The 20,657-nt window shown below is 54.4% G+C and carries 11 protein-coding genes; 6 read left to right on the forward strand and 5 right to left on the reverse strand.

Annotation, left to right across the window (positions count from 1 at the left end; all coding sequences use genetic code 11):
- Positions 1 to 7 precede the first annotated feature (7 nt).
- From ACR0K5_RS13425 to ACR0K5_RS13440, 4 genes are all read right to left on the reverse strand, one after another.
- Positions 8 to 1,954 (reverse strand): adenylate/guanylate cyclase domain-containing protein, encoded by a 1,947-nt coding sequence (locus ACR0K5_RS13425; RefSeq protein WP_480630156.1) that lies wholly within the window; start codon positions 1,952 to 1,954, stop codon positions 8 to 10.
- 586 nt (positions 1,955 to 2,540) lie between these two features.
- On the reverse strand, positions 2,541 to 3,938 hold the full coding sequence (locus tag ACR0K5_RS13430) for a hypothetical protein (RefSeq protein ID WP_480630157.1): 1,398 nt from the start codon (positions 3,936 to 3,938) through the stop codon (positions 2,541 to 2,543).
- A gap of 56 nt (positions 3,939 to 3,994) precedes the next feature.
- Entirely contained in the window at positions 3,995 to 4,390 is a 396-nt protein-coding gene (locus tag ACR0K5_RS13435; protein ID WP_480630158.1) for a hypothetical protein, read from the reverse strand.
- A 9-nt stretch (positions 4,391 to 4,399) separates the two neighbouring features.
- On the reverse strand, positions 4,400 to 5,881 hold the full coding sequence (locus ACR0K5_RS13440; protein WP_480630159.1) for a hypothetical protein: 1,482 nt from the start codon (positions 5,879 to 5,881) through the stop codon (positions 4,400 to 4,402).
- A 453-nt stretch (positions 5,882 to 6,334) separates the two neighbouring features.
- Here ACR0K5_RS13440 and ACR0K5_RS13445 point away from each other — a divergent pair, with 453 nt between their 5' ends.
- Positions 6,335 to 8,386: a DEAD/DEAH box helicase gene (locus ACR0K5_RS13445; RefSeq protein WP_480630160.1), complete on the forward strand. Its 2,052-nt coding sequence runs from the start codon at positions 6,335 to 6,337 to the stop codon at positions 8,384 to 8,386.
- Between the two features lie 459 nt (positions 8,387 to 8,845).
- Here ACR0K5_RS13445 and ACR0K5_RS13450 read toward each other — a convergent pair whose 3' ends face one another.
- Positions 8,846 to 10,894 carry a dockerin type I domain-containing protein gene (locus ACR0K5_RS13450; protein ID WP_480630161.1) on the reverse strand — a complete coding sequence of 683 codons (2,049 nt, stop codon included), beginning with the start codon at positions 10,892 to 10,894 and terminating at the stop codon, positions 8,846 to 8,848.
- 229 nt (positions 10,895 to 11,123) lie between these two features.
- Between ACR0K5_RS13450 and ACR0K5_RS13455 the strand changes: the two genes are divergently transcribed.
- The 5 genes from ACR0K5_RS13455 to ACR0K5_RS13475 are packed head-to-tail and all read left to right on the forward strand — an operon-like array spanning position 11,124 to position 20,606.
- Complete coding sequence (locus tag ACR0K5_RS13455; RefSeq protein ID WP_480630162.1) at positions 11,124 to 14,957, forward strand: Ig-like domain-containing protein; 3,834 nt, start codon at positions 11,124 to 11,126, stop codon at positions 14,955 to 14,957.
- 47 nt (positions 14,958 to 15,004) lie between these two features.
- The gene (locus ACR0K5_RS13460; RefSeq protein ID WP_480630163.1) at positions 15,005 to 15,838 is read left to right on the forward strand and encodes a SapC family protein; all 834 of its coding nucleotides are present in this window, start codon (positions 15,005 to 15,007) and stop codon (positions 15,836 to 15,838) included.
- A gap of 43 nt (positions 15,839 to 15,881) precedes the next feature.
- On the forward strand, positions 15,882 to 17,168 hold the full coding sequence (locus ACR0K5_RS13465; RefSeq protein ID WP_480630264.1) for a TolC family protein: 1,287 nt from the start codon (positions 15,882 to 15,884) through the stop codon (positions 17,166 to 17,168).
- Positions 17,165 to 19,312 carry a type I secretion system permease/ATPase gene (locus tag ACR0K5_RS13470; RefSeq protein ID WP_480630164.1) on the forward strand — a complete coding sequence of 716 codons (2,148 nt, stop codon included), beginning with the start codon at positions 17,165 to 17,167 and terminating at the stop codon, positions 19,310 to 19,312. Before ACR0K5_RS13465 ends, ACR0K5_RS13470 begins: the two co-directional genes overlap by 4 nt.
- Positions 19,296 to 20,606: an HlyD family type I secretion periplasmic adaptor subunit gene (locus ACR0K5_RS13475; RefSeq protein WP_480630165.1), complete on the forward strand. Its 1,311-nt coding sequence runs from the start codon at positions 19,296 to 19,298 to the stop codon at positions 20,604 to 20,606. The genes ACR0K5_RS13470 and ACR0K5_RS13475 overlap by 17 nt, the downstream gene beginning before the upstream one ends.
- Positions 20,607 to 20,657 lie beyond the last annotated feature (51 nt).

A 20,657-nucleotide genomic window follows, 5' to 3' on the forward strand; every position in this document is an offset into this window, starting at 1 on the left:
TGAGCTCTCACTTCTTGTCGGTATGCGTAACCGCGCGCCAATCTTGTGTTGGCGGGGCGTCTCGCAGCGCCATTGAACGGGTCTTCATGACAACGGAGGCAGGATCGCCTTTTCGGGCACAATCCGCAGCCTCAAACGCAGTTATGGCCTGCTCAAACCGTCCTGCTCGATAATGTGCCAGACCTTTTTCATAGTCGTCGATCCAATCAAAAGGTCCATCAAAACTATCGGCCATTGCGATCAACTCATAAACTACCAGTTCTTCGGTTCGTCCAAAAACCGTAAGCGTGTCCAGCTCACGCACGACAATTGCATCCGCTGCTTCGCGCCTTGTCTCAGGGCCTATCAAAATGAGCGTCCCATAATCCTTGTTCGTACCCTCCAAACGGCTGGCAACATTCACAACGTCGCCAATAGCGGTGTAGTTCAACCGCTGCTCTGACCCTATGTTTCCAACCAGTGCTTCACCGCTGTTCAGCCCGATTCTGACACGCAAGGGATTGCCAGCCTCGTCCTCGATTCCGGCATCTTCGACGGTGGCGGCAAGGTCCAGTGCTGCGCGACAAGCATTCTCGGCATGGCGGACATCCTGACGTGGCGCCCCCCAGATCGCCATAACTGCGTCACCCATGAATTTGTCGATCGTGCCGTCATGGCGCGCGACAGCTGCTGCTGCTGCGGTGAAGAAAGGCTCCATCAGTTGGATAATTCTGGGGCCAAGTTTTTCCGACAGCCCCGTAAACCCGGTCACATCACAAAACAACACGGATATCTGCTTCATGTCGCCACCCGGTTGTGTCTTGATACCTTCGGCAACCAGCATCTGCACGAGATCGGTAGGCACGTATTTTCGGAACGCGGACAATCCTGCGGCCATACTGGCGGTTGCTGCGGACAGGTTGGCAAGCTCGGACAGATTTGAAGGCCTGCGGGGAATGCGTTCGACATCAAAGCGTTCAATTTTGCTAAGATCCTCAGCAATGCGCGCCAGTGGATTTGCCACAATTCTACGGATCAACCAGATCGCCAGAGCGGTGGCGGCGATTACGACCCCGATCAGAATATAGATCAGATCTATCAGTGTTTCATCGATACCGGACAAAAAGGCAGATTCCGGAATGACCGTAGCGACGCGCCAGCCATAAAAACCCAAAGGCGTAAGAGCAACCGCATAGGGCACTCCATCGATGACCACGCGTTTTGTCGAACTGCCTGACGTTTTGGCCGACGGGTCACCCAACAGCTTTTCGCCCGATATCTTTGCAACTTCGTAAAGCTCTCCCTCACCCATCCGCGCAGGTGTAACTTCATCCGCTTCGGCATCGGGAACAGCTATGACTTTACCATCTGCATCCAGAATAAATGCGGCCCCGAACTCACCAGGCTCCAGCGTCGCCAGAAAACGTGACAACCGGTCGGTTTCGATTGCTACTGCCAGAACACCCTGCCGCGCCCTGCTGACATCAATCGGCCCTGCAAACGCGTAAACAGTCTTGTCGCTGCCCGGCAGATCGCGCGCTTCGATCCATCCCTTCGAATCCAAAGACATAAAATTCGTGAACCAGGCATGATCCCGAGGGTCATAGGACGTCTGAGCAAAAGTCCTTTCTTCGAACTGAATATCCCCAGGTATGAAGATGTATTGGTCTGTTCTGAGTTCCCGGTCACGGATATCCTTGTCGATCTCTATCATCTCAAGCCCGCTGTCGCCCAACCGGTGCGAAGCGAAGAAATTCCCGTCCGGCCAACCGAAGAATATCCAGGAAATATTTGGCTGCGCCTGTAACTGCGACAGAAAGACGAACTCTCGCTTATCGGCCTGCCGCGTCGCGATGACATTCTGAACAAATATCGTGCGCACCGCTGACCACGCAGCCTCGGCTGATCTTAGGGTTACCCCCACCTCGATGCGGACAGCGTTTGCAATCTGGCTGTTTATCTCGGCAGCTAACATGCGACTATTGTCGCGCGCGGTCGTCCACCACAGTGAATGAACAACGAATGTTGACACTCCTATGGAAACAGCGACCAGTATAGATACAGCAATGCCGACGCTAAACCGCATGAAAACCCCAAAAAATCATCTCTGATCACAGTATTCGATTGAGAAGGCTAGAAGAGCAAAGCTTACTTTGTTTCAACCTTGAAAATTCACGCAACTGTTAGGCCCCTGTGAATTGGACTCGATATGATCCAACGCCAACCCAATTCTCAAATTGGGCGCGGTGTTCCCTTACAAGTGGGATCGAGGTCCGTTTTGATGGTGGTGCCATTCAAACCATCGAAACAGGGAAGTCTCAATGTTGAATTCTACCCAGAAGATCATCAAACACCAATCCGGTCTGTTGCTTCCTGCCGTGATGCGAGGAGATGTCTCTTTGGCGTTAAAGGTCACGGGTTACTAAGGGAGCACATTCCACTGCCGCACACCAGAGTCGAGGAAGGCGATTTGAAGGCCCGGTTCAAGTACCGGCAGCGCAAACTCAGCGTCAAACGGGAACAGGTCCGCACTGGGAAAGGTACACCTGAAACCAAGGCGATCAAAACCGCTCATCAATAATGTCCAATATCTTTCCAGCCGCGGTTGAGCCTCGCGCTACGGTGGTGCTGTGGCTGCTTTCAAAGGCGCGCACAGCGTCGCGTGCGCGGGCATGTCTGCCCTGCGATTCCAAATAAGACGCTGCGAGTTCGCCTATCGTCCAGTGATTTGCGGCGACACGCACGCGTTCACCCCGCCGCCGCACGATGTCGCCAGTTTCCGCAAGCAGAGGCAGCGCAGTGGCGATCTCGTCTTCGGTTTGAAGGTGCAAACGGGAAATCTGCGGCTGCCCGTTGGCAAACCACCACGCTTTTGCAGCGTCAACGTCATGCCCAAAGCTATCCCTGAAACTTTTCTCAAAAGGGCTTTCGAATTGCCATGGCTGGTCATTAACTTCGCGGTTCGCAATCGCACTGGTCGAAACTCTTCTGCCTTGCGAGCTCAATTCATAAAAGACCTGATCCCGTATCGCGTCATGTATCGGGCTTGTCGCGTCAGTTGTCAGGGCCACGTTTTCGTCTAAACCAGCCGCCACGATCGGCAGCATTGCCGCCGCACCCAATCCCAGACAATGGAAGCCATCGAGTTTTCCGCCCGCTTGTCTCAACCCGACGCCCAACCCCTTCAAAATCTGCGCTAAGCGCACATAACGCCGCGGCGCGGGCTGGTCTAAAGTATGGTTGCCCGTGCCAATGACGAAAAAATCGGCGGCCGTACTATCCATATTGATCCCTGCGATCCCGATGGCGGCAAACCGCACGCCGTTTTCCGCAGCAAGCCGACCGGCGGTTCGGGCCGTGTTGAAATCGACCGCACTAAGCACTGCATACACACGCTGATCGGCACAACGTGGATCTTCGTTTACAGCCTTCCATAGCCGAAGTGACCGGCGGTTTCTGGTCGCAAACCGTCCCGTCGAAAAGCCGGTTACTTCACGCTCCAGCTGCAAGGCCATCAAGCAAGCAACCGCGAAGTCCTCCTGAGCGATCATGTCCGTTGGGTTCATTGAAAGCTGCAGATCGATTAGTGCGTCGCGATCAATCGCCCTCGACAATTCAGTAGCGTTGACAATCACACGGTTCGCAAGATTTTTCGCGGACTGCCGAAGAGAGCTGGGAATGTCTTTTCCACGGGGTACGCGCCCAATATTATGTCTGATCTGGCGAACCTGATCACGGACCGCTGCTGCTTCGACAGAAAACGTATCAATCACCTGATCGATGAGTTGCTTGGTCCCGTTGTCAGCAAACAGGGGCAGATCCAGGCTGCGAATATGGGCGGCCGCGTCCAACGTGCTTGGCGCAACCCGATGTGAGGAAAGAAGATATGCGCGTGGCTGAATGTCCTCTTCAGCAAACGCTGCAATTGTCTCATTTCTAAGATTGGCAACAAAACGCATCTCGCCATAACTCCTGGACCAGCAAATCAGTCTCGCCACAGCACGCGGTTACACTCTCAGGCGAACGGGATGCCTTCATTTAAGGCATGGAGGCAGGCCTCCAGTTCATCCCTCAACGCTTCGGCCTCCTCCATCGCGATTTCCCAGGCGGCCATAAGGTTTCGGTACTCGTTGAATGTGTCCGGCCAGTCCATCGATTCCACGCAAGCGTGAACCTTTTCTTCATACTCCTCCCACTGCCGCTCTAGTTCATGTTCCAAAGGGGCTTCCATATCCGACGTAATTTCTGGCGGAGGTGGACCCACTTCATCCCTGCAGTCTTCCTCATCCTGTAGCAATTCTTCGACCAGTTCTTCCCGTACCTCCAAGGCTTCGTTAAGAAACTCATCTGCAACTTCCAAGGCTCGGGCCAGAGCTTCGCGTTCAGTACTGCATTGATCGGAAACAGGCATCTCGGACTCCTAACGGCGGAATAACGGAAGATAGAGGAGTTCACCGGCCCCAAAGCGCCCCTCGTCATCATCTCCAATGCCGTGAGGGCCAAGAGACCAGATCATGTTAGCGCCGTTGCGCCAGGGCTCGAACCATTTGCCTGCAAGCTGAAGGAAACCAATGCGCCAGTCTGATCGACGCAAGGCACCCAAAGAAAGCGTGTCGATTTCGACCGCTGGCTCTCCGGCAAAAAGGTTTGAATTAAGTTTGAAAAGACCATTCACGCGAACAAAAGAATCCAGCGTTACACCTGCGTGAGGCAGATGCGCGAAGATCGCTGCAGCATTAGCTGTCGTGTCACTTGAAGGATCGTGCAGCACCACCCTGCTGACCAGCTTGCCATCGCCCATTCGCAAGGCTTCTATTTCCTTAACGAAACCTTCAATTTCAACAAAGTCGCCGTCTGCGGACACATCCAGGTCCTTCAAGGCGACATCCCTGCCATTGGGCAACCCGGTGCTGAAAGCGGTCATTTCGGTATCGCGGATCAATTCGTGCACGTCCTCAGGTGGGAGAACACTCAGAACGCCAAGCGCCAATCGATAGCTTGCACAATGGCTGGCGACAGCTTCGCGTATGAGCATGCCTGCGCGGGCTGCAATCCGCCCAATTCGCTCGGACGCAGTCCCCATGCCACGTGAGCGGAGCGATAGCATCGTCTGACGCATCGTACTTTGGCTTCGCACAAAATTGAGCAACCGACGCTCAATCTCATCGACCAGTCCCAACGCAACACGCGCAACGTCGTCCGGACTATCTCGGTTCACAAGCGCACAATAAATCCTCTGCTGACCACTTCCGAGCCATTGCTCGGCTTCCGCAACAACCGCACCTATGGCACGGCGAGTTTCTTCAGCATCTACTGTGCCGGTGGGTGCCCGGTCCCTTGTTTGAGCGAGATTGAACTCTGCATGAACGCGCGCCAAAAGGCCTCGGGTCAGGCAAGACAAAACCCAACTGGATTGTTCCTCAATCTGGCGCTCAAGTTGAGCAGCAAGGCGCTGCGAACTCGGTTCCAACAAAGAAACGTTATTGGTTTTACCTTCCGCCAAGCGAGAAAAAGAAGCATCTAGATCAATTCGTTCGTCCACGCGTTTGGCTGCAGAACGAATCTTGGACTTCAGCGGAGCATCAAGCTCTCTTTCGAGGCGTTGCTCTGTACGTGAAATTGCCTCCTCCAACGGCATGGAAGGATCCGCGGCTGTAAATTTTTCACGAAGCACATCGAGCAGCGCTTGAGCATTGTTGCCTGCAGCAGCGTCCACGAATAGGTCGGCAAAATATGTAGCTTGCCGTTGCTCGGCCTTCTCACGAATGCTCGCGCTGTAGACGGTTTCCTGCAGAATTGCGAAAGACGCATGTCCAATCCCCAGGCAGCGCAACCCCGACGCAGAGAGCGAATCCCAAGTTTGATTGATTATGCCATCGCGAACTTCCAGCGCGCTGTCCATAAGGTCCCGAAGTGGAATACGGGCCGCCGGCGGGGTTCCAAGCAGATGAATTCGTTCGTCAAAAAGCCCGAAATCGCGGGCGGAATGAGGTTCCATGGATCATTTCCTCTCCACAGGGGTTCGAAATGGAACCCTGCCAACAATACCACGATTTCTGATTTTCTCCTAGGTCACCGCTAACACCTGGGATCTGCAGGCCCTGAATCCTCAAAGGCGCCAAGTCTTTAGTTCCCGTTTTACCGAACCGGACGAGAATAAAGTCCAACTAAATCAAAACGGCAACGCGATCCTTGTCACCGAAAGGGCTTGCAACACCTCTCAGGCTCGCGGCGCAAAACCAGCGGATGCAAAAATAGCGGGTTTGAAGGCTGATCCGCTGCTGTGTGCCGCTTGGGCTATACAAGGCAATACAATACCGTTAAAGGCGGGTTCTTTCCCACACCCAGGTGATCCATGCAAGATTTCTCCAACCTGCCCAAAACGATTGCTGCGGCATTGACGGCAAAAGGCTATTCCGAGCCCACACCGGTACAAACTGCGGTCGCACAGGCTGACTTGGCAGAGTTGGACCTTCTGGTTTCGGCCCAAACAGGATCAGGCAAGACGGTCGGCTTTGGACTTGCGCTTATGGGTGATCTGCTGGACGAGAGTGGTCGATTTGGCCGTGCTGCAGCACCGCTCGCCGTGGTCATTGCTCCTACACGCGAACTGGCATTGCAGGTAAGGCAGGAATTCGATTGGCTGTTTTCCGAGGCTGGAATTGTCACTGCATCAGCAGTGGGCGGCATGGATGCACGTACTGAACGAAGAGCGTTTGAAAGGGGTGCCCATGTCGTGGTTGCCACGCCCGGACGCCTGAGAGATCACGTGTCACGGGGCGTGGTTGATCTTTCCGATCTACGGGCGGTTGTCCTTGATGAGGCCGACGAGATGCTCGACATGGGGTTTTCCGAGGATTTGGAATACATCCTCGATCATACACCCGAGACACGTCGTACACTGCTGTTTTCGGCGACGGTCTCTAATGGTATCGCCAAGCTTGCCCGAACCTATCAAAAAGAAAACGTACGTCGTATCGAAGTCGGAAACCGAGAAACGCAGCACGCGGATATCGAGTATCTAGCGCTCAACGTAGCGCCATCGGATACAGAAAAAGCCATTATCAATCTGCTGCGCTACCATGATGCGCAAACTGCAATAATTTTTGCCAATACCAGGTCAATGGTTGCGCGCCTGACTGCGAAATTCGCAAACCGGGGATTTTCGGTTGTCTCGCTCTCGGGTGAACTCAGTCAATCGGAACGCTCCCATGCCTTACAATCGTTGCGTGACGGGCGGGCGCGGGTTTGCATAGCGACCGACGTTGCCGCGCGTGGCATTGACCTGCCCGGTTTAGAACTCGTGATCCATGCAGACCTGCCATCAAACGCCGAGGGTCTGTTGCACCGTTCAGGCCGAACAGGCCGCGCAGGTCGTAAGGGCAAGTCGGTTCTGATCGTGCCCGGGCGACAACGATCCAAAGCGCAACGTCTTCTGAAGTCCGCTAAACTGCAAGCCGAGTGGGCCGTACCACCATCCGCCGAAGCCGTGCTCGCCCGAGACGAGGAACGGATCTTACTGGATCCCGCATGGGATGAACCGGTAAGCGCAGAGGAACAGGCGTTTTCAAAAAAGCTGTTGAACAATCGGAGCGCGGAACAGATCGTAGCAGCTTACCTGCGCCTGTACCGAGAGCGCCACTCGCCACCAGAAGTTCTCAGCGGGACAACAGAACCAGGCGAGCGCAAGAAACGCGATACCAGCGACTTCGGGCCAAGCACCTGGTTTTCGTTGTCTTTGGGGCGCAAGGACCGCGCGGAGCCACGGTGGTTATTGCCAATGCTGTGTCGCAACGCGGGGCTTTCCAAGACCTCTATCGGAGCAATTCGCGTTCAATATCAAGAAACCTTCGTCGAGATACTGACCAGTGCAGTGCCCGCTATGAAAGCCGAATTGGGACCAGATCTCGCTCTTGAGCAAGGCGCGAGCCTCTCTGAACTGTCAGGTGTTCCGGATTTCACTGCCTCTCCAAAAGGCCCGCCGCCAGCGCCACGCGACACCGGAGAGCGAGTAGATTTGGACAAAAAACCGCGGTCTCGCAATAAGCACGAAAAAGCAAAGCACTCCGGCACAAGCAAGGTCGCAAAAACCGGCAAGGCAAAAACTGGCAAAGAAGGGTCGAAAAAACACGAAGACAGAAGCCACGCGGACACTGAACACTCCAACAAAACTGACTATAGCCATCCCAAAACTGGTGGCAAAAAATCACATTCCAAGAAAGTTGTGCCACCCGCGAAAAGAAGTCGGAAATACAAGAACCCGACCGATCGACCCGATTCCAATGGGCCGCAGAAAGAGCAACGCAAAACCAACCAGGGAAAGCCACCCTTTGCACAAGTCAAGACACGAGCCGGGAAGGGGCCCGATGCACGCCCCATGCGGAAACCCAAGCAAAAAGGTAGATGACTCATGTCATGTATCGCTATGAAATTGGAAGCACCGACACGTCGCTGATCGGGGTTTTTGAATACTCTGGAACCTGGAAATTAAGCAATCTGTTCCAGAGTAGCGCGCTCAATCGGCACTCGACCAGAACATGGTAAAAACCCGCGACAGGGCGCGTGCGATCTTACTGGCAAACCTTCGGCTGGCTTTAATCCGCGATCGCATCGAAAGCATTATTCTCAAAAAAGCCCGCCACTGCTCGGAAGCTTTGCGCACAACTTGTTCTGATGACATCCGCAAGGGGAAGGCGCCGAGAATCTGTTGTGCCGATATCGTAGTCCCGCTCAGCAACCCAAAACCAATTGGTCGATTGGTTTAACTCAATGGGCCATTGAACACCTCCCGTCCATCTATTGGCGTTATTCTCTTATTCGAACCAAATCCGCAAAACTTGCTACCGCTTTACCTTTTCCATGCAGCTCATGCCGCTTCGAGATTTCCCAACAAGATCGACGTCATATCCGCGTTGATTACCCCGTCCATGGCCACAACATCTACACCTGTCTGATAGACTACATTGTCCTTGGTTATTCCGGAAAGATCCGCGTTCTCATCCAGAAAAACCCATTGAGGATCATGTGTCGTTGGCTGTCCAACAGCCACTTGCAAAATTGCAAGCGCATCCAGAGCGTTAACAGTTCCATCCCTGTTAACATCAGCAGCTATCAGGTTTTCGGCGGTCGCAGGGCCCCATGTCGGATCAAGACCAACCGAAATACGTAACACCTGCAAGGCGTCCAGAGCATCTATTTCCCCGCTTGCTGTGGAATAGTGTTTGGTAATCTCCAGCGCTCCGGGGAAGGTGCCATCCGGTAAATCCAGATCGAACCGTCCCTGGCCATCTGCGGTAACGGATACCGTACCCCCACCTTCAGGAGTGAACTGGATTTCCGCGTCTGTCAGTCCCGGGTTTACGGCCTCGCTGTCCACCGTAATTTGCCCGGCCGCTCCACCAGAGCTGCCCGGCGTCAACCCACCGAAGTCCCCGAAATCCACCGGGATGTGATCTGGTCCAACGAAACCTGCTCCAAAGATATCTGTACTTGTCAAAGCACCGCCCGAGGCGGAACGGACCTGCACAATCTCGCCACGATATTCGATCTGAGCCCCGTCCGCTGTGCTGGTAATGGTCAGTTGCTGCGGTGTCCGCAACAACAAGTAGTCGAACAGATCCAAGCGATCCAAGCCTGCCTGAAAATCCGTGATTGTGGTCAGATCGCTACCGGACTGCATAACGAAAATGTCGGCCCCTGCGCCACCCGACATGGTCGTAGCACCCGTCCCCGCGATAAGAATGTCCTCTCCGGCGCCTCCCAGAAGGGTCGTATCCAGAATACTGCCGCTCAGGATATCGTCAGACGCAGTCCCGTTCACGGTACCGAACCCTTTTCGTACCGCGCCCAGATCATCTACCGGGACGGTCAGGACAGTCACTCCGGCATCCTGTTGCGACGTCACGAAAATCTGTAGCTCATCACCCACATGCGCAACGCCGAGCGATTCGACATTCTGCAATCCGCTTGCCACTGTGTCCGCGAAACTGTCCAGATAAACCAATTGACCTTCAGGTGTCAGAGTGAACAGAGACACGCCATCGTCGCCGCCGCCTGCAACCACAAAGACCTGCCCATTCACATCTACGACTGCAAGATCCTGAACCGATTCGAAGCGTGTATGAAGTGTATCAAGCGCGTGGTCCGTTGCCTTCAAACGTCCGTCGCTGTTCAATTGAAGAATACTGAGAGAGTTGCTGCCAGACCCCGCGACGACCACCCAGGATTTGCCGTATGCCTCAACGGTCTCGACAGCAGTTGGGGTAGATACACCAAGCGTTCCGAGGGCGGAACTATTGTCGATCTCAGCCAACGTGCCGGTGCCAGAGTCGATACGATAGGTCGCGACGGAGTTTGTCGCCGCGTCACTTGAAATCAGAAAGTGCTCCGAGCCCACCCGCACTGTCTGCATGGCATCGGCTTCACCAGAAATCAAACCCGCAAGACGGAGAGACCCGTCCGTATTCACGTGATACGTGCCGATACTGCCGGTATCCTCATGTGCCATTGCAAGGACATCCGAAGACCCAAGTGACAACTGTACGATGGCCGAGATGTCCCCGCCCCCATTGAGCGCTCCAGTTTCCTTCAAGCTACCGATCGTTCCGTCCGCATTCACGTCATATCCGACCAAGCCCACGGCAGTGTTAACGTCGAGCACAATCTGCTCTGTTCCTGCCAGGGTTACTGGCGTACCGCTGCGCCCTACCTGCAAGGTGATCGAACCGCTGTAGTATTCTGTATCAACTAACTGCGGCAGAGCACCATCTGCCAACCGCCAAACCGCGACACCGCCACCCGGCCCGGTCACCGTGTAGAGATACGTATTCCCGTTAAGCGTTTTTAAAGCCGTATCGCCGATACCTGAATCGAGCGCCGTGCTCCCCGTTGCCACTACATTTTCGAACTGAAGCATCACAGCCATCGCCTCCTACGCCACCCCTGGCAATGACAACAGGATGATCAGATGCACAGACCGAAACCAAAGCGGAATTGTGGTGAAAACGAGGAGTTCGGTTTCAGTTTAACTCAATTTTTTCGGGTCCGATCGCAACAGCAATCATTGGGAAAGACAGATGAGCAAAACGTCAAACAGCACGTCCTTTCCTGTTGCAATGAATACGGACACCACATGTGAGGGCAAGATGACCAAAGCACCTGAGTCCAACAATCGTCTGGCGGCTGATTCAACGGGCGGGGGCCACGATTCTCAAGTTCAGCAGTGGATTAATGGAAAGCTTGGTCGCTGGGTGGGCCGAGGCGCAGCTGGTGGACTCATGTCCACATTGATGGCTTTGCCTGCGTTGTCGCAAGCGACCGTGGAAGAGCTTTATGCATTCCAATTCGCAGAGACAATTCCGGGTGTGCGGTCCGTCAAGTTACTGAAGAACGGCGATGTTCTTCTGAAAATGGCTGACGGACGAACAATGATTGTTGCGGCAGAAAACGTGCAGGTTTTGGACAGCGGCGCAATCATGATTGCAGAGGACACAGTTGCCGAAATCGCACAATTCAGCGCAGCTGAAGCCGGGGCAGCAGTTGGTGGCATCAGTGGCGCTGGGGCTGCTCTGGGTGGTCTCGGTCTGGCCGGAGCAGCTGCCGCTGCAGGCGGAGGTGGCGGCGGTGGCAATTCCTCGGAACCAGTCGCGCCCGAGCCTGAACCCCAACCCGAACCGAGCTATACAAGCTTGAACCTGACGGACTTTCAAGCAACGGCCTTGAATAGCGCCAGTACCAATTCTGTCGCGCCCGAAGGGACATCGACAGTCGAGGTCACGATAGGTTCGCTTGTCAAAACCGTAACGCCCAACGCTGACGGCAGTTGGAGCCTTTCCCTCACCGCTGCAGAAGCAAGTGCCCTTCCACAAGGCGTATCCACAGTAACGGTCCGACATCTGGATGGTTCAGGCACGGAACTGTCAACCGAATCCATTCAGTTCGATATCGATACCATTCCACCATCCCTGTCGATCACTGGGATTTCTGATGGCGCTGTTCTGAATTCGATCGAGCGGGCAACAGATCTGACAGTCACCGGAACAACCGATGCAGAAGATGGGCAAACTGTGACCGTCTCACTAAATGGGCAAGACTATTCGGGTACGGTTTCCAACGGACAATGGAGCGTCACTGTTCCGGCAGCAGACCTATCAACCCTACCCGATGGCGCGACAATTTCCGTTACCGCAGATGTAACTGATGCTGCGGGAAATTCCGCTACGCAGGTCAGCGGAAGCTTTGACACTGATTTTACCATACCAACTGTTTCTCTGGATCCCGTGGCAGGCGGCTCGATTGAGCTGATCGACGTGGTCGGCGACTTGGCTTTAACCGGCTCAACGAGTGCGGAAGACGGTCAGACCATCAACGTCATGTTTGATGGTAAAGTGCATACAGGCACTGCCTCAGGTGGAAGCTGGAGTGTTACAATCCCCAATTCCGATCTGGGCAATCTTTCCAGTGGCGTGCCCGTGTCAGTTCTCGTTGCTATCGAAGACGTGTCAGGCAATCCGGCCATACCGGTTCTTGTATCGGTTCCAGTGGATTTGACTGGCCCTTCAATTTCGATTTCACCAATTCCTGTTGGTGCTGTTTTGAACGCAACCGAGGCCGGATCCGATCTGACCATAAGCGGGTTGACGGCTAATGTTGAGGATGGTCAGCAGGTCACTGTTACCCTCGATGGTCAGACGTATACCGGAACAGTATCCGGTGGGACATGGAACGTGACCGTCCCGGCTGGTGATCTGGCGTCCCTGATGGATGGGGGAAACTTCTCTGTTACTGCTGACGTCAACGATGCCAGCGGCATAATCGCGCCACAAGCTGAAGAGACACTCTCCAAAGACGTGACCGCGCCAACGCTCAGCATCGACAGTTTCTCGGACGGAGCTGTTATGAATGCATCCGAGCAGGCAACAGACCTGTCTATTTCGGGCACCACAACGGCAGAGGATGGGCAAACCGTAACAATCAGTTTGAACGGGCAATCTTATACCGGAACAGTTTCCGGAGGCAGCTGGAGCGCTACTGTACCTGCTTCGGATCTGGCGAGCCTTTCTGACGCGGCAACTATCACCGTAACGGCGGATGTCTCAGACGCTGCCGGCAATCCGGCGAGCCAGGCCAGCAACAGCTTCACCACCGACTTCAGCCCACCAACCATTGGAATATCAACCGTATCCGACGGGGCTATTATGAATGCTGTCGAACAAGGCTCTGCCCTGACAGTGTCGGGAACTTCAGATGCACCGGATGGAACGGTTGTAAGTGTCGAGATCGAGCGTTCTGATGGCACTACAGACGTCACCGGAACAGCAACAGTATCCGGCGGTATCTGGATCTATACAGCAACGGTGGCAGAGTTGTCGGGCCTGCAAGACGGCGAGACTTACGATATCAATGCGTCGATCTCAGACGCAGCTGGCAACAGCAATCAAACCACAACCAGCTTTGTTACTGATTTTACGGCGCCTTCCATCACCATTGACAGTCTACCTGTCGGTGCCGTGCTGGACGTGACAGAGCAGGGCGTGGATCTGGCACTCTCAGGGACAACCACAGCCGAAAATGGACAGACCGTTTCGGTTACATTCGGCGGACAAACTTACACGGGAGTTGTGTCTAGTGGCACTTGGTCGGTAACCGTGCCCTCCAGTGATCTTGGAGCGCTCTCTGACGGAACCTCTTATACCGTTTCCGCCACCGTTGACGATCTTGCCGGAAACGGCTCCGTAGTCGCGAACAGCTTGCTGTCTACCGATTTTCGCCCTGTATTGACGTTGAACGAAATCGGAGTGAGCAATTCGATTGCTCTTGGCGATGCCCAAACGTCCGGTGTTACCCTGAGCGGTTCATCCGTCGGATTATCAAGCGGCCAGTTGGTGGATGTCACCTTAAACGGCAGTTCGGTCGGAACTGCATTGGTGGCTGCAGATGGGTCCTGGTCATTGGCTGTTGCAGCATCTGATTTTTCCGCAATCGAGGCAGGTGAAAACCTTGTTTTCTCTGCGCAGGCGGCAGTTACGGGTGGGCCAGATCCATTACCAGCCTCGGAACACGCCGTCGCGCATGAACCCGCAGCTTACGTGATTTCTGAGGTCGGACGCACAGGATCTACAGTGACATTCGCAATCCACGCTGATGCAGACCGGGATATCTCAAGCGGCCTGGCTCTGACGGCAGAGCTCGAATTTGACTCTACAATTGTCACATTCAACACTGCTTCAGTTTCGGAAAACAACGCGTTCGATTTGTTTCTGGCCAGCCCAGGTACCGGAGACACGATGAACTTTGCCGGTGCGGCGACAACCTTTACCGATTTATCCCAGCCGCTTGTCACCTTCACGATGACGATCCAGGACTTCAGTCAGCCGATCGAGCTGACAATCAAAACGTCTGATGGCGGGCCTACGACAGTTCAAGTTGGCACCAATGGTAATGACACACTCGTCGCTGCGAACACGGATACCATCACTCGCGGCGGTGATGGCGACGATACCATTGATGTTTCTGCAGCTGGACGAGACATCGTCGTCTTTGAAGCAGACCCGACTGGCAATGGTACAGACGTTGTGACTGGCTTCACAATCGGTCCAGCCGCGGAAGTAACGGATGCACTGATGTTCAGTGGCCTGGACGCCGATACCCTTCGCGGCGATGGCACGGGCTTCGAAACGCTCTCTGTTGGCGATGCGTTGGGCGCCAACACCGGATTTGTCGGTCTCGACACGGTACTCAGCGACCTCAACGCCAGCACAATAGAAGCTGCTGTCGAGAGTTTTACCGGAGCCCTGGCGGGCGACGAGCTCTACGTGATGGCCACAGACGGAACAAACAGTATTCTGGTCAAGGTAGATTTCCTAGGAGCGGACAATGCCAGCATTGAAACCATGGCCACTTTCCAAGACCTGAGCGATCTGAGCGGCCTGAACGTGGATAACATTCTGCACACCGACCCAACTGGTGCAACGGCTTAACCAAGCCCAGCGCACGAGCAGACGAAATTCAACATCATGAGGCGGTTATGGCACAGAATGGCTTAACTCCAGTCACTCGTGGACGGCACGGGCACCGATTCTGGAAGAGGTTTACCTCGTTCGAATTTGCACGAGACAAGGCTGATTGCCCAGTGGTTGAAGCCGAAATTCTTCAGGCCGCAGCCACTTTTCCAATCACTTTTCGGAAATCCGAACACGGCTATTATCCATTGGCCCTATTGTCCATGCAACCATACCAGCCCACACCATTTGTATCAGCACACGGCAAATGGCTGGCGACTTATGTACCGTCGGCTTTGCGCTGCGCTCCGTTCCAGCCGCAACTGGTTGAACCTGGCGATAACGGCAGTAACGAGTTGCTAGTCGACGAAACGTCCGGTCTGATCACTGACGATCCGGAGGACGAAGTGTTCTTCGACAAATCAGGGCAGCTTGCGCCGGAGTTGAAAAAGGTAGCAGCTTTTTTCCGCAGCCTGAATAAGTCAATGACAAACACAACTCTGCTATGTCGTGTTATTGCTGACATGGGACTGTTTAGTCCGCTTACTTCCTTCCAGGAGGTTGAGTTCCCTTGCGGGCTTTTCGGCGTCGACCAGAACTCCCTGGAGAGAATTCCTTCTGCGCACATGTCACTGCTTACCTCGAACGGAGGCTTGCGTCTGATACACGCCCATCAGATCTCACTGACCCATTGTCTGTGGCTGACGCAAGCTCAAGCCCGCGCCCCTCAAGAAACTGATGGTTCTCTCACACATACGATTTCTGGCGTTATGGGATTTCTAGACGCGTTGGTTACCGCGCAAAAGAAAGAAGAGGCCATGAACTGTTGCTGGCAGGAGGGTCACCATGCGCTTCTTTAGACCAATATTGCCTTCGGTCGTGCTTACTCTGCTTGCAATACCAATGTCCGCTTGCACGCCCTCTCCTGATTTATCCTCCGTGGCGGTTTCCTTTGCACCAGGGACCACTGGCGCCGGAGCAACAAAATCATCGACAAAACTCAGTGAAAGCGCGTTCGGACAACGTGTGCGTCTGGCGGTAGAGACGAGCCCCACTCTGGCGCAAAGTGATACCAGGATGGATATCGCATCAGCCAATCGAGATGCGGCCGCAGGCGCATTCCTTCCGCAAATATCGTTGGGCATCAATGCTAGGTCTGAGCGGGTTGAGTCAGATATTGCAGATGTTTCACCCTATCTGAGGGTTTCACAGTTGGTTTACGACGGTGGGGCTGCCTCTGGAGATTTGACAGCAGCACAGGCGCGCGTGCTGGAAAGCCGGGGTGATCAACTTCAGACGGCATCGGCCACCGCCCTGGCCGCCATTGAGACTTATGTACTTGTTCTTGATCAACGGAAGATACTTGGCATCGCTGCCGTCAATGTCTCGGTCCATGAAGAACTTGTGCGTCAGATTTCAGACCGCACAGCGGGCGGGGCTGGTTCGACCGCAGATGTTTTGACCGCTCAGTCCCGAATGGCCGATGCGCACACAAGACTGGCTGACGCGCGAGCCCGAACCGATTGGGCCGAGGCGCAATTTCAAGAAGTGTTCGGGACTCTTCCCGGCTCCTTAGCTCCTCCTGTGCCAGCCCCTTCATTGAACAGAAGTGACGCCCAAATCGTAAAGAGCAGCCCCCAGATCCGCAGGGCTGACGCAGGCTTGCTGGCAGCCAAAGCCGAGTGGTCAGCAGCTCAGGCACGACGCAAACCGGACGTTCGGGTCGCTGCATTTGCCAACCAAGATGACAGTCGGGATGCAAATTTTGGTGTGGATCTGTCTTTCAACTACGAGTTGGACAGCACAGGTCAACGCCGTGCCGCCATCGCGGCTGCGGAAGCACAAGTTAAACAAGCGGAATTTGCACGAGAACAACTCTTTCGCGAGATCACGCGGGAACTGGGCTTCATTCGATCCGATCAAAAAGCAGGAGCTGAACGGCTGCGCGCGGCCCGGGTCGCTGCGACCGCCAATGCCGACAGCGTTACTGCATCCCGCGCACAGTTCTCGATTGGGCGTCGCAGCCTGATCGAAATACTGGACGCTCAACGCGATTACGTGAACGCGCAAGAACGCCTGATCCTAGCCGAGCAAAGTTTCTTTCTGACCAATTACGCTGCTCTGAGCCTCACTGGCGACATTCTTGATCTGCTCGGAATATCGCTTGGGGATTGGAACGACGTGAAATGAGCAAGTTGAAATCAATGCAAAATCACCCTCATCCGACATGCTTCGAAGCCTGCCTATTGAATGTTGCTGCTACACTGGAACGCCCCCTGACCCTTGCAACGATACAGGCGGCGCAAACCGGTGCAGGCGAGGATTTGACCATTCGTGACATCGTCGCCGTGGCGCAAAATACAGGTTTACAAGCCGCGTATGGAGAACGGCGCATTGCGAATTTTGACCAGGCTTTGACACCAGCTTTGTTACTGATGAACGGGCAAAAGGCTGTTGTCTATCATGGCCGTGCGAGAAATGGAGCCTTGTTGGTCTTTGACCCAGATCTTGGTGAAGGAATCGGAGAAATTTCGGAAGAACAGTTGACTGAAACCTACACCGGTTACGCAATCTTGTTCCGCCGAAATCACAAAGATGCAATAGACGCTGGTGACACACCCTACCGTGGCCATTGGTTTCGCGCCGCTCTATCCGCCAACCGATGGGCTTACGCACAGGTCGCATTCGCTGCGGCGCTGGCGAACTTTCTTGGCTTATCGACGTCAGTTTTCATAATGGTTGTCTATGATCGTGTGTTGCCCAATGAGGCAACCGAGTCGCTGATTGCCTTGACGGCAGGCGTGGCCTTGGCGCTTCTATTTGACTTCGCGTTAAAATTGCTACGGGCTGCGTTTATCGATAAGGCCGGACAAAAAGCCGATTTACATATGGGTCGGCGAATTTTCGACCAAGTTCTGAACATCCAGATGAAGTCGCGTTCGGGTTCCACAGGTGCTATGACCAGCACAATTCGTGAGTTTGAAACCCTGCGCGATTTCTTTACGTCCGCAACACTTGTTGCCGTTGTCGACCTGCCTTTCATCGGGTTGTTCATATTTGTAATTTATCTGGTCGGCGGACAACTGGCGTTGGTTCCGGCTCTGTCGGTTCCTGTGGTTCTGCTGACAGGCTTGGCGGTGCAGCCGATCCTGTCTCGCATGGCAGAAAAAAGCCTGTCTGACGGGCAATCCAAACAGTCAGTGCTGGTGGAAGCAGTCTCGGGCCTCGAAACGATAAAGACAACGGCCGCCGGTCGGCAGATGCGTTCTCGGTGGGAGCAGGCGATTGAACGGCAATCCTCTCATGGTGCTCAAAGCCGGGCCGTTACACAATTTGCCCTGAACCTGACCGGATTTACGCAGCAGGCCGCTCAAGTGCTCATCGTATTTTACGGTGTTTTTCTGATCACAGATGGTCAAACCAGCATGGGCGCATTGGTTGCTTCGGTGATGCTGACCGGGCGGGCTTTGGCTCCATTGGGGCAACTAGCTCAGACGTTAACAAGACTCAATCAAGCCCGAAGTGCATACCGAAACCTCAACACGCTGATGATGGCGGAAAGCGAACGTCCGCACGGCCGAACATGGGTGACCCGACCCGATTTCAGCGGAGCGCTTGCATTCAATAACGTGCACTTCTCCTACCCTGACCAAAGTGAAGATACCCTGCAAGGCGTCTCCTTCACAATCAACCCGGGTGAAAAGGTCGCAATCCTGGGCCAAATCGGTTGCGGGAAAAGCACCATCGCACGTCTTTTGTTGGGATTGTACACACCGCGTGTTGGATCTGTAACCTTCGACGGTCTGGATATCCGCCAGATCGACCCCGGCGATCTGCGGCGCAACGTCGGATCAGTCCTGCAGGACATATGGCTCTTTTCCGGATCTGTACGAGACAATATTGCGAGCGGTGCAATACGGCCAAAAGACCAGGACCTAATCGAAGCAAGCCGCACCGCTGGGGTTGAAGACTTCGTGGCCAATCATCCGAAAGGCTATGATCTTCAACTTGCGGAACGTGGCGAAGGTCTTTCTGGTGGACAAAGGCAAGCTATTGCTCTGGCAAGAGCACTCATAGGCCGTCCGCCGGTTCTGTTGCTTGATGAACCAACGAGCGCAATGGATGTCAAAACCGAAGCCCAGGTTATCCAACGTCTGAAAAGGAACTCCGCTGACACAACTATGGTTGTCATAACGCACAGAACCAGCCTGTTGGAACTTGTTGACAGAGTCATCATTCTTGAACACGGAAAAATCGCAGCAGATGGCCCCAAAAGCTTGCTGACGCAACATGTACGCCGGGCAGGGAGGCACCTGAATGTCGCCGCATCCTGATCTGGCCGCGTTAGCACGAGAAATGCAGGGACGCTCTCCTATTCGGGGTTCGTTACTGTTGCTGGTGATCTTGCTCTGCCTGATCGCCGCCGGGTTGTGGGCACATCTGACTGAACTGGACGATGTCACGCGCGTGGACGGTCGGATCGTCCCTTCGGGAGACATTCAACTGATCGATGCCACCGAGCCCGGTGTACTGAGGTCGTTACATGTTCGCGAAGGCCAGTTGGTCGACAAAGGTGCATTGCTGATGGAACTCGACACCACCCAGATCGACAGCCAGTTCAGTCAGGAACAGCAACGTGCTTTTGGGCTCATGGCCCGGGCCCAACGTCTCCGGTCCGAAATAGACGAGACACAACTGGAATTCGATGTGCAACTGGTCAAGGGTGCACCATCTGTCGTGCAGTCTGAAACGGCGCTTTATCAAGGGCGACAAGCCGAGTTAGAGGCTGAAATCGGCATATTGGAGCGTCAGCGCCAACAAAAAGAGCGAGAGTATGAGGAAGGCCTCGTCGACCAAGTAACGGCAGAAGAAACGCTTATTGTCCTGGCCGAAGAGAGGGCAATCATGGCGCCGCTGGTCGAGCGACAAATGGAGCCTGCAACAACATTGCTTGCATTGCGGCGCAGCGAAGCTGAGTGGCGCGGTCGCAAAGTGCGCGCAAAAGCTGTAACCAACAGGTTGCAAACGGGACTGGACGAAATAGACGATCGAATTCGGGCGGTAAAAAGCCGATTTCGCAGCGCCGCGCTGACCGATCTGGCGCTTGCCACTGCCGAGTTGGCTGCTCTGCAACCCGCCCTGCCCGCCTTGCGAGACCGGGCCTCACGAGCACAGGTTCGGTCTCCGGTTCGTGGCATTGTGAACCGCATTCATCGCTCAACTATTGGTGGTCTAGCCCGCAGTGGAGAGGACCTTGTTGAAATCGTGCCTCTGGACGACACGTTACTGGTCGAGGCCTATGTAAAGCCAGAGGACATAGCATTTTTACACGCCGAACAGCCAGTGAAGGTAAAAATCACGGCTTATGATTTTGCGCGATACGGGGCATTGGATGGTGAAATCATCCGCATCGGAGCGGACTCGATCACACGATCAGAGCGCACTGATGAAGAGGTCTTTGTGGTGGAAATCCGCACCAGCAACACCATGCTTGACGGGAATGGAATTGCCGTCGAAATCATACCCGGCATGATCGCAGAAGTGGACATCCTGTCAGGTCGAAAATCAGTTCTGGATTATGTTCTGCAACCAGTTGTGAAGATAAAAGATCAGGCGCTGCGCGAATAGGCAAATGGACAGTGTGTGTCGGTCGAGTGAACACCCAAAAATCTTACGCTT

It is taken from the genome of Ruegeria sp. AB9, from assembly GCF_056542585.1.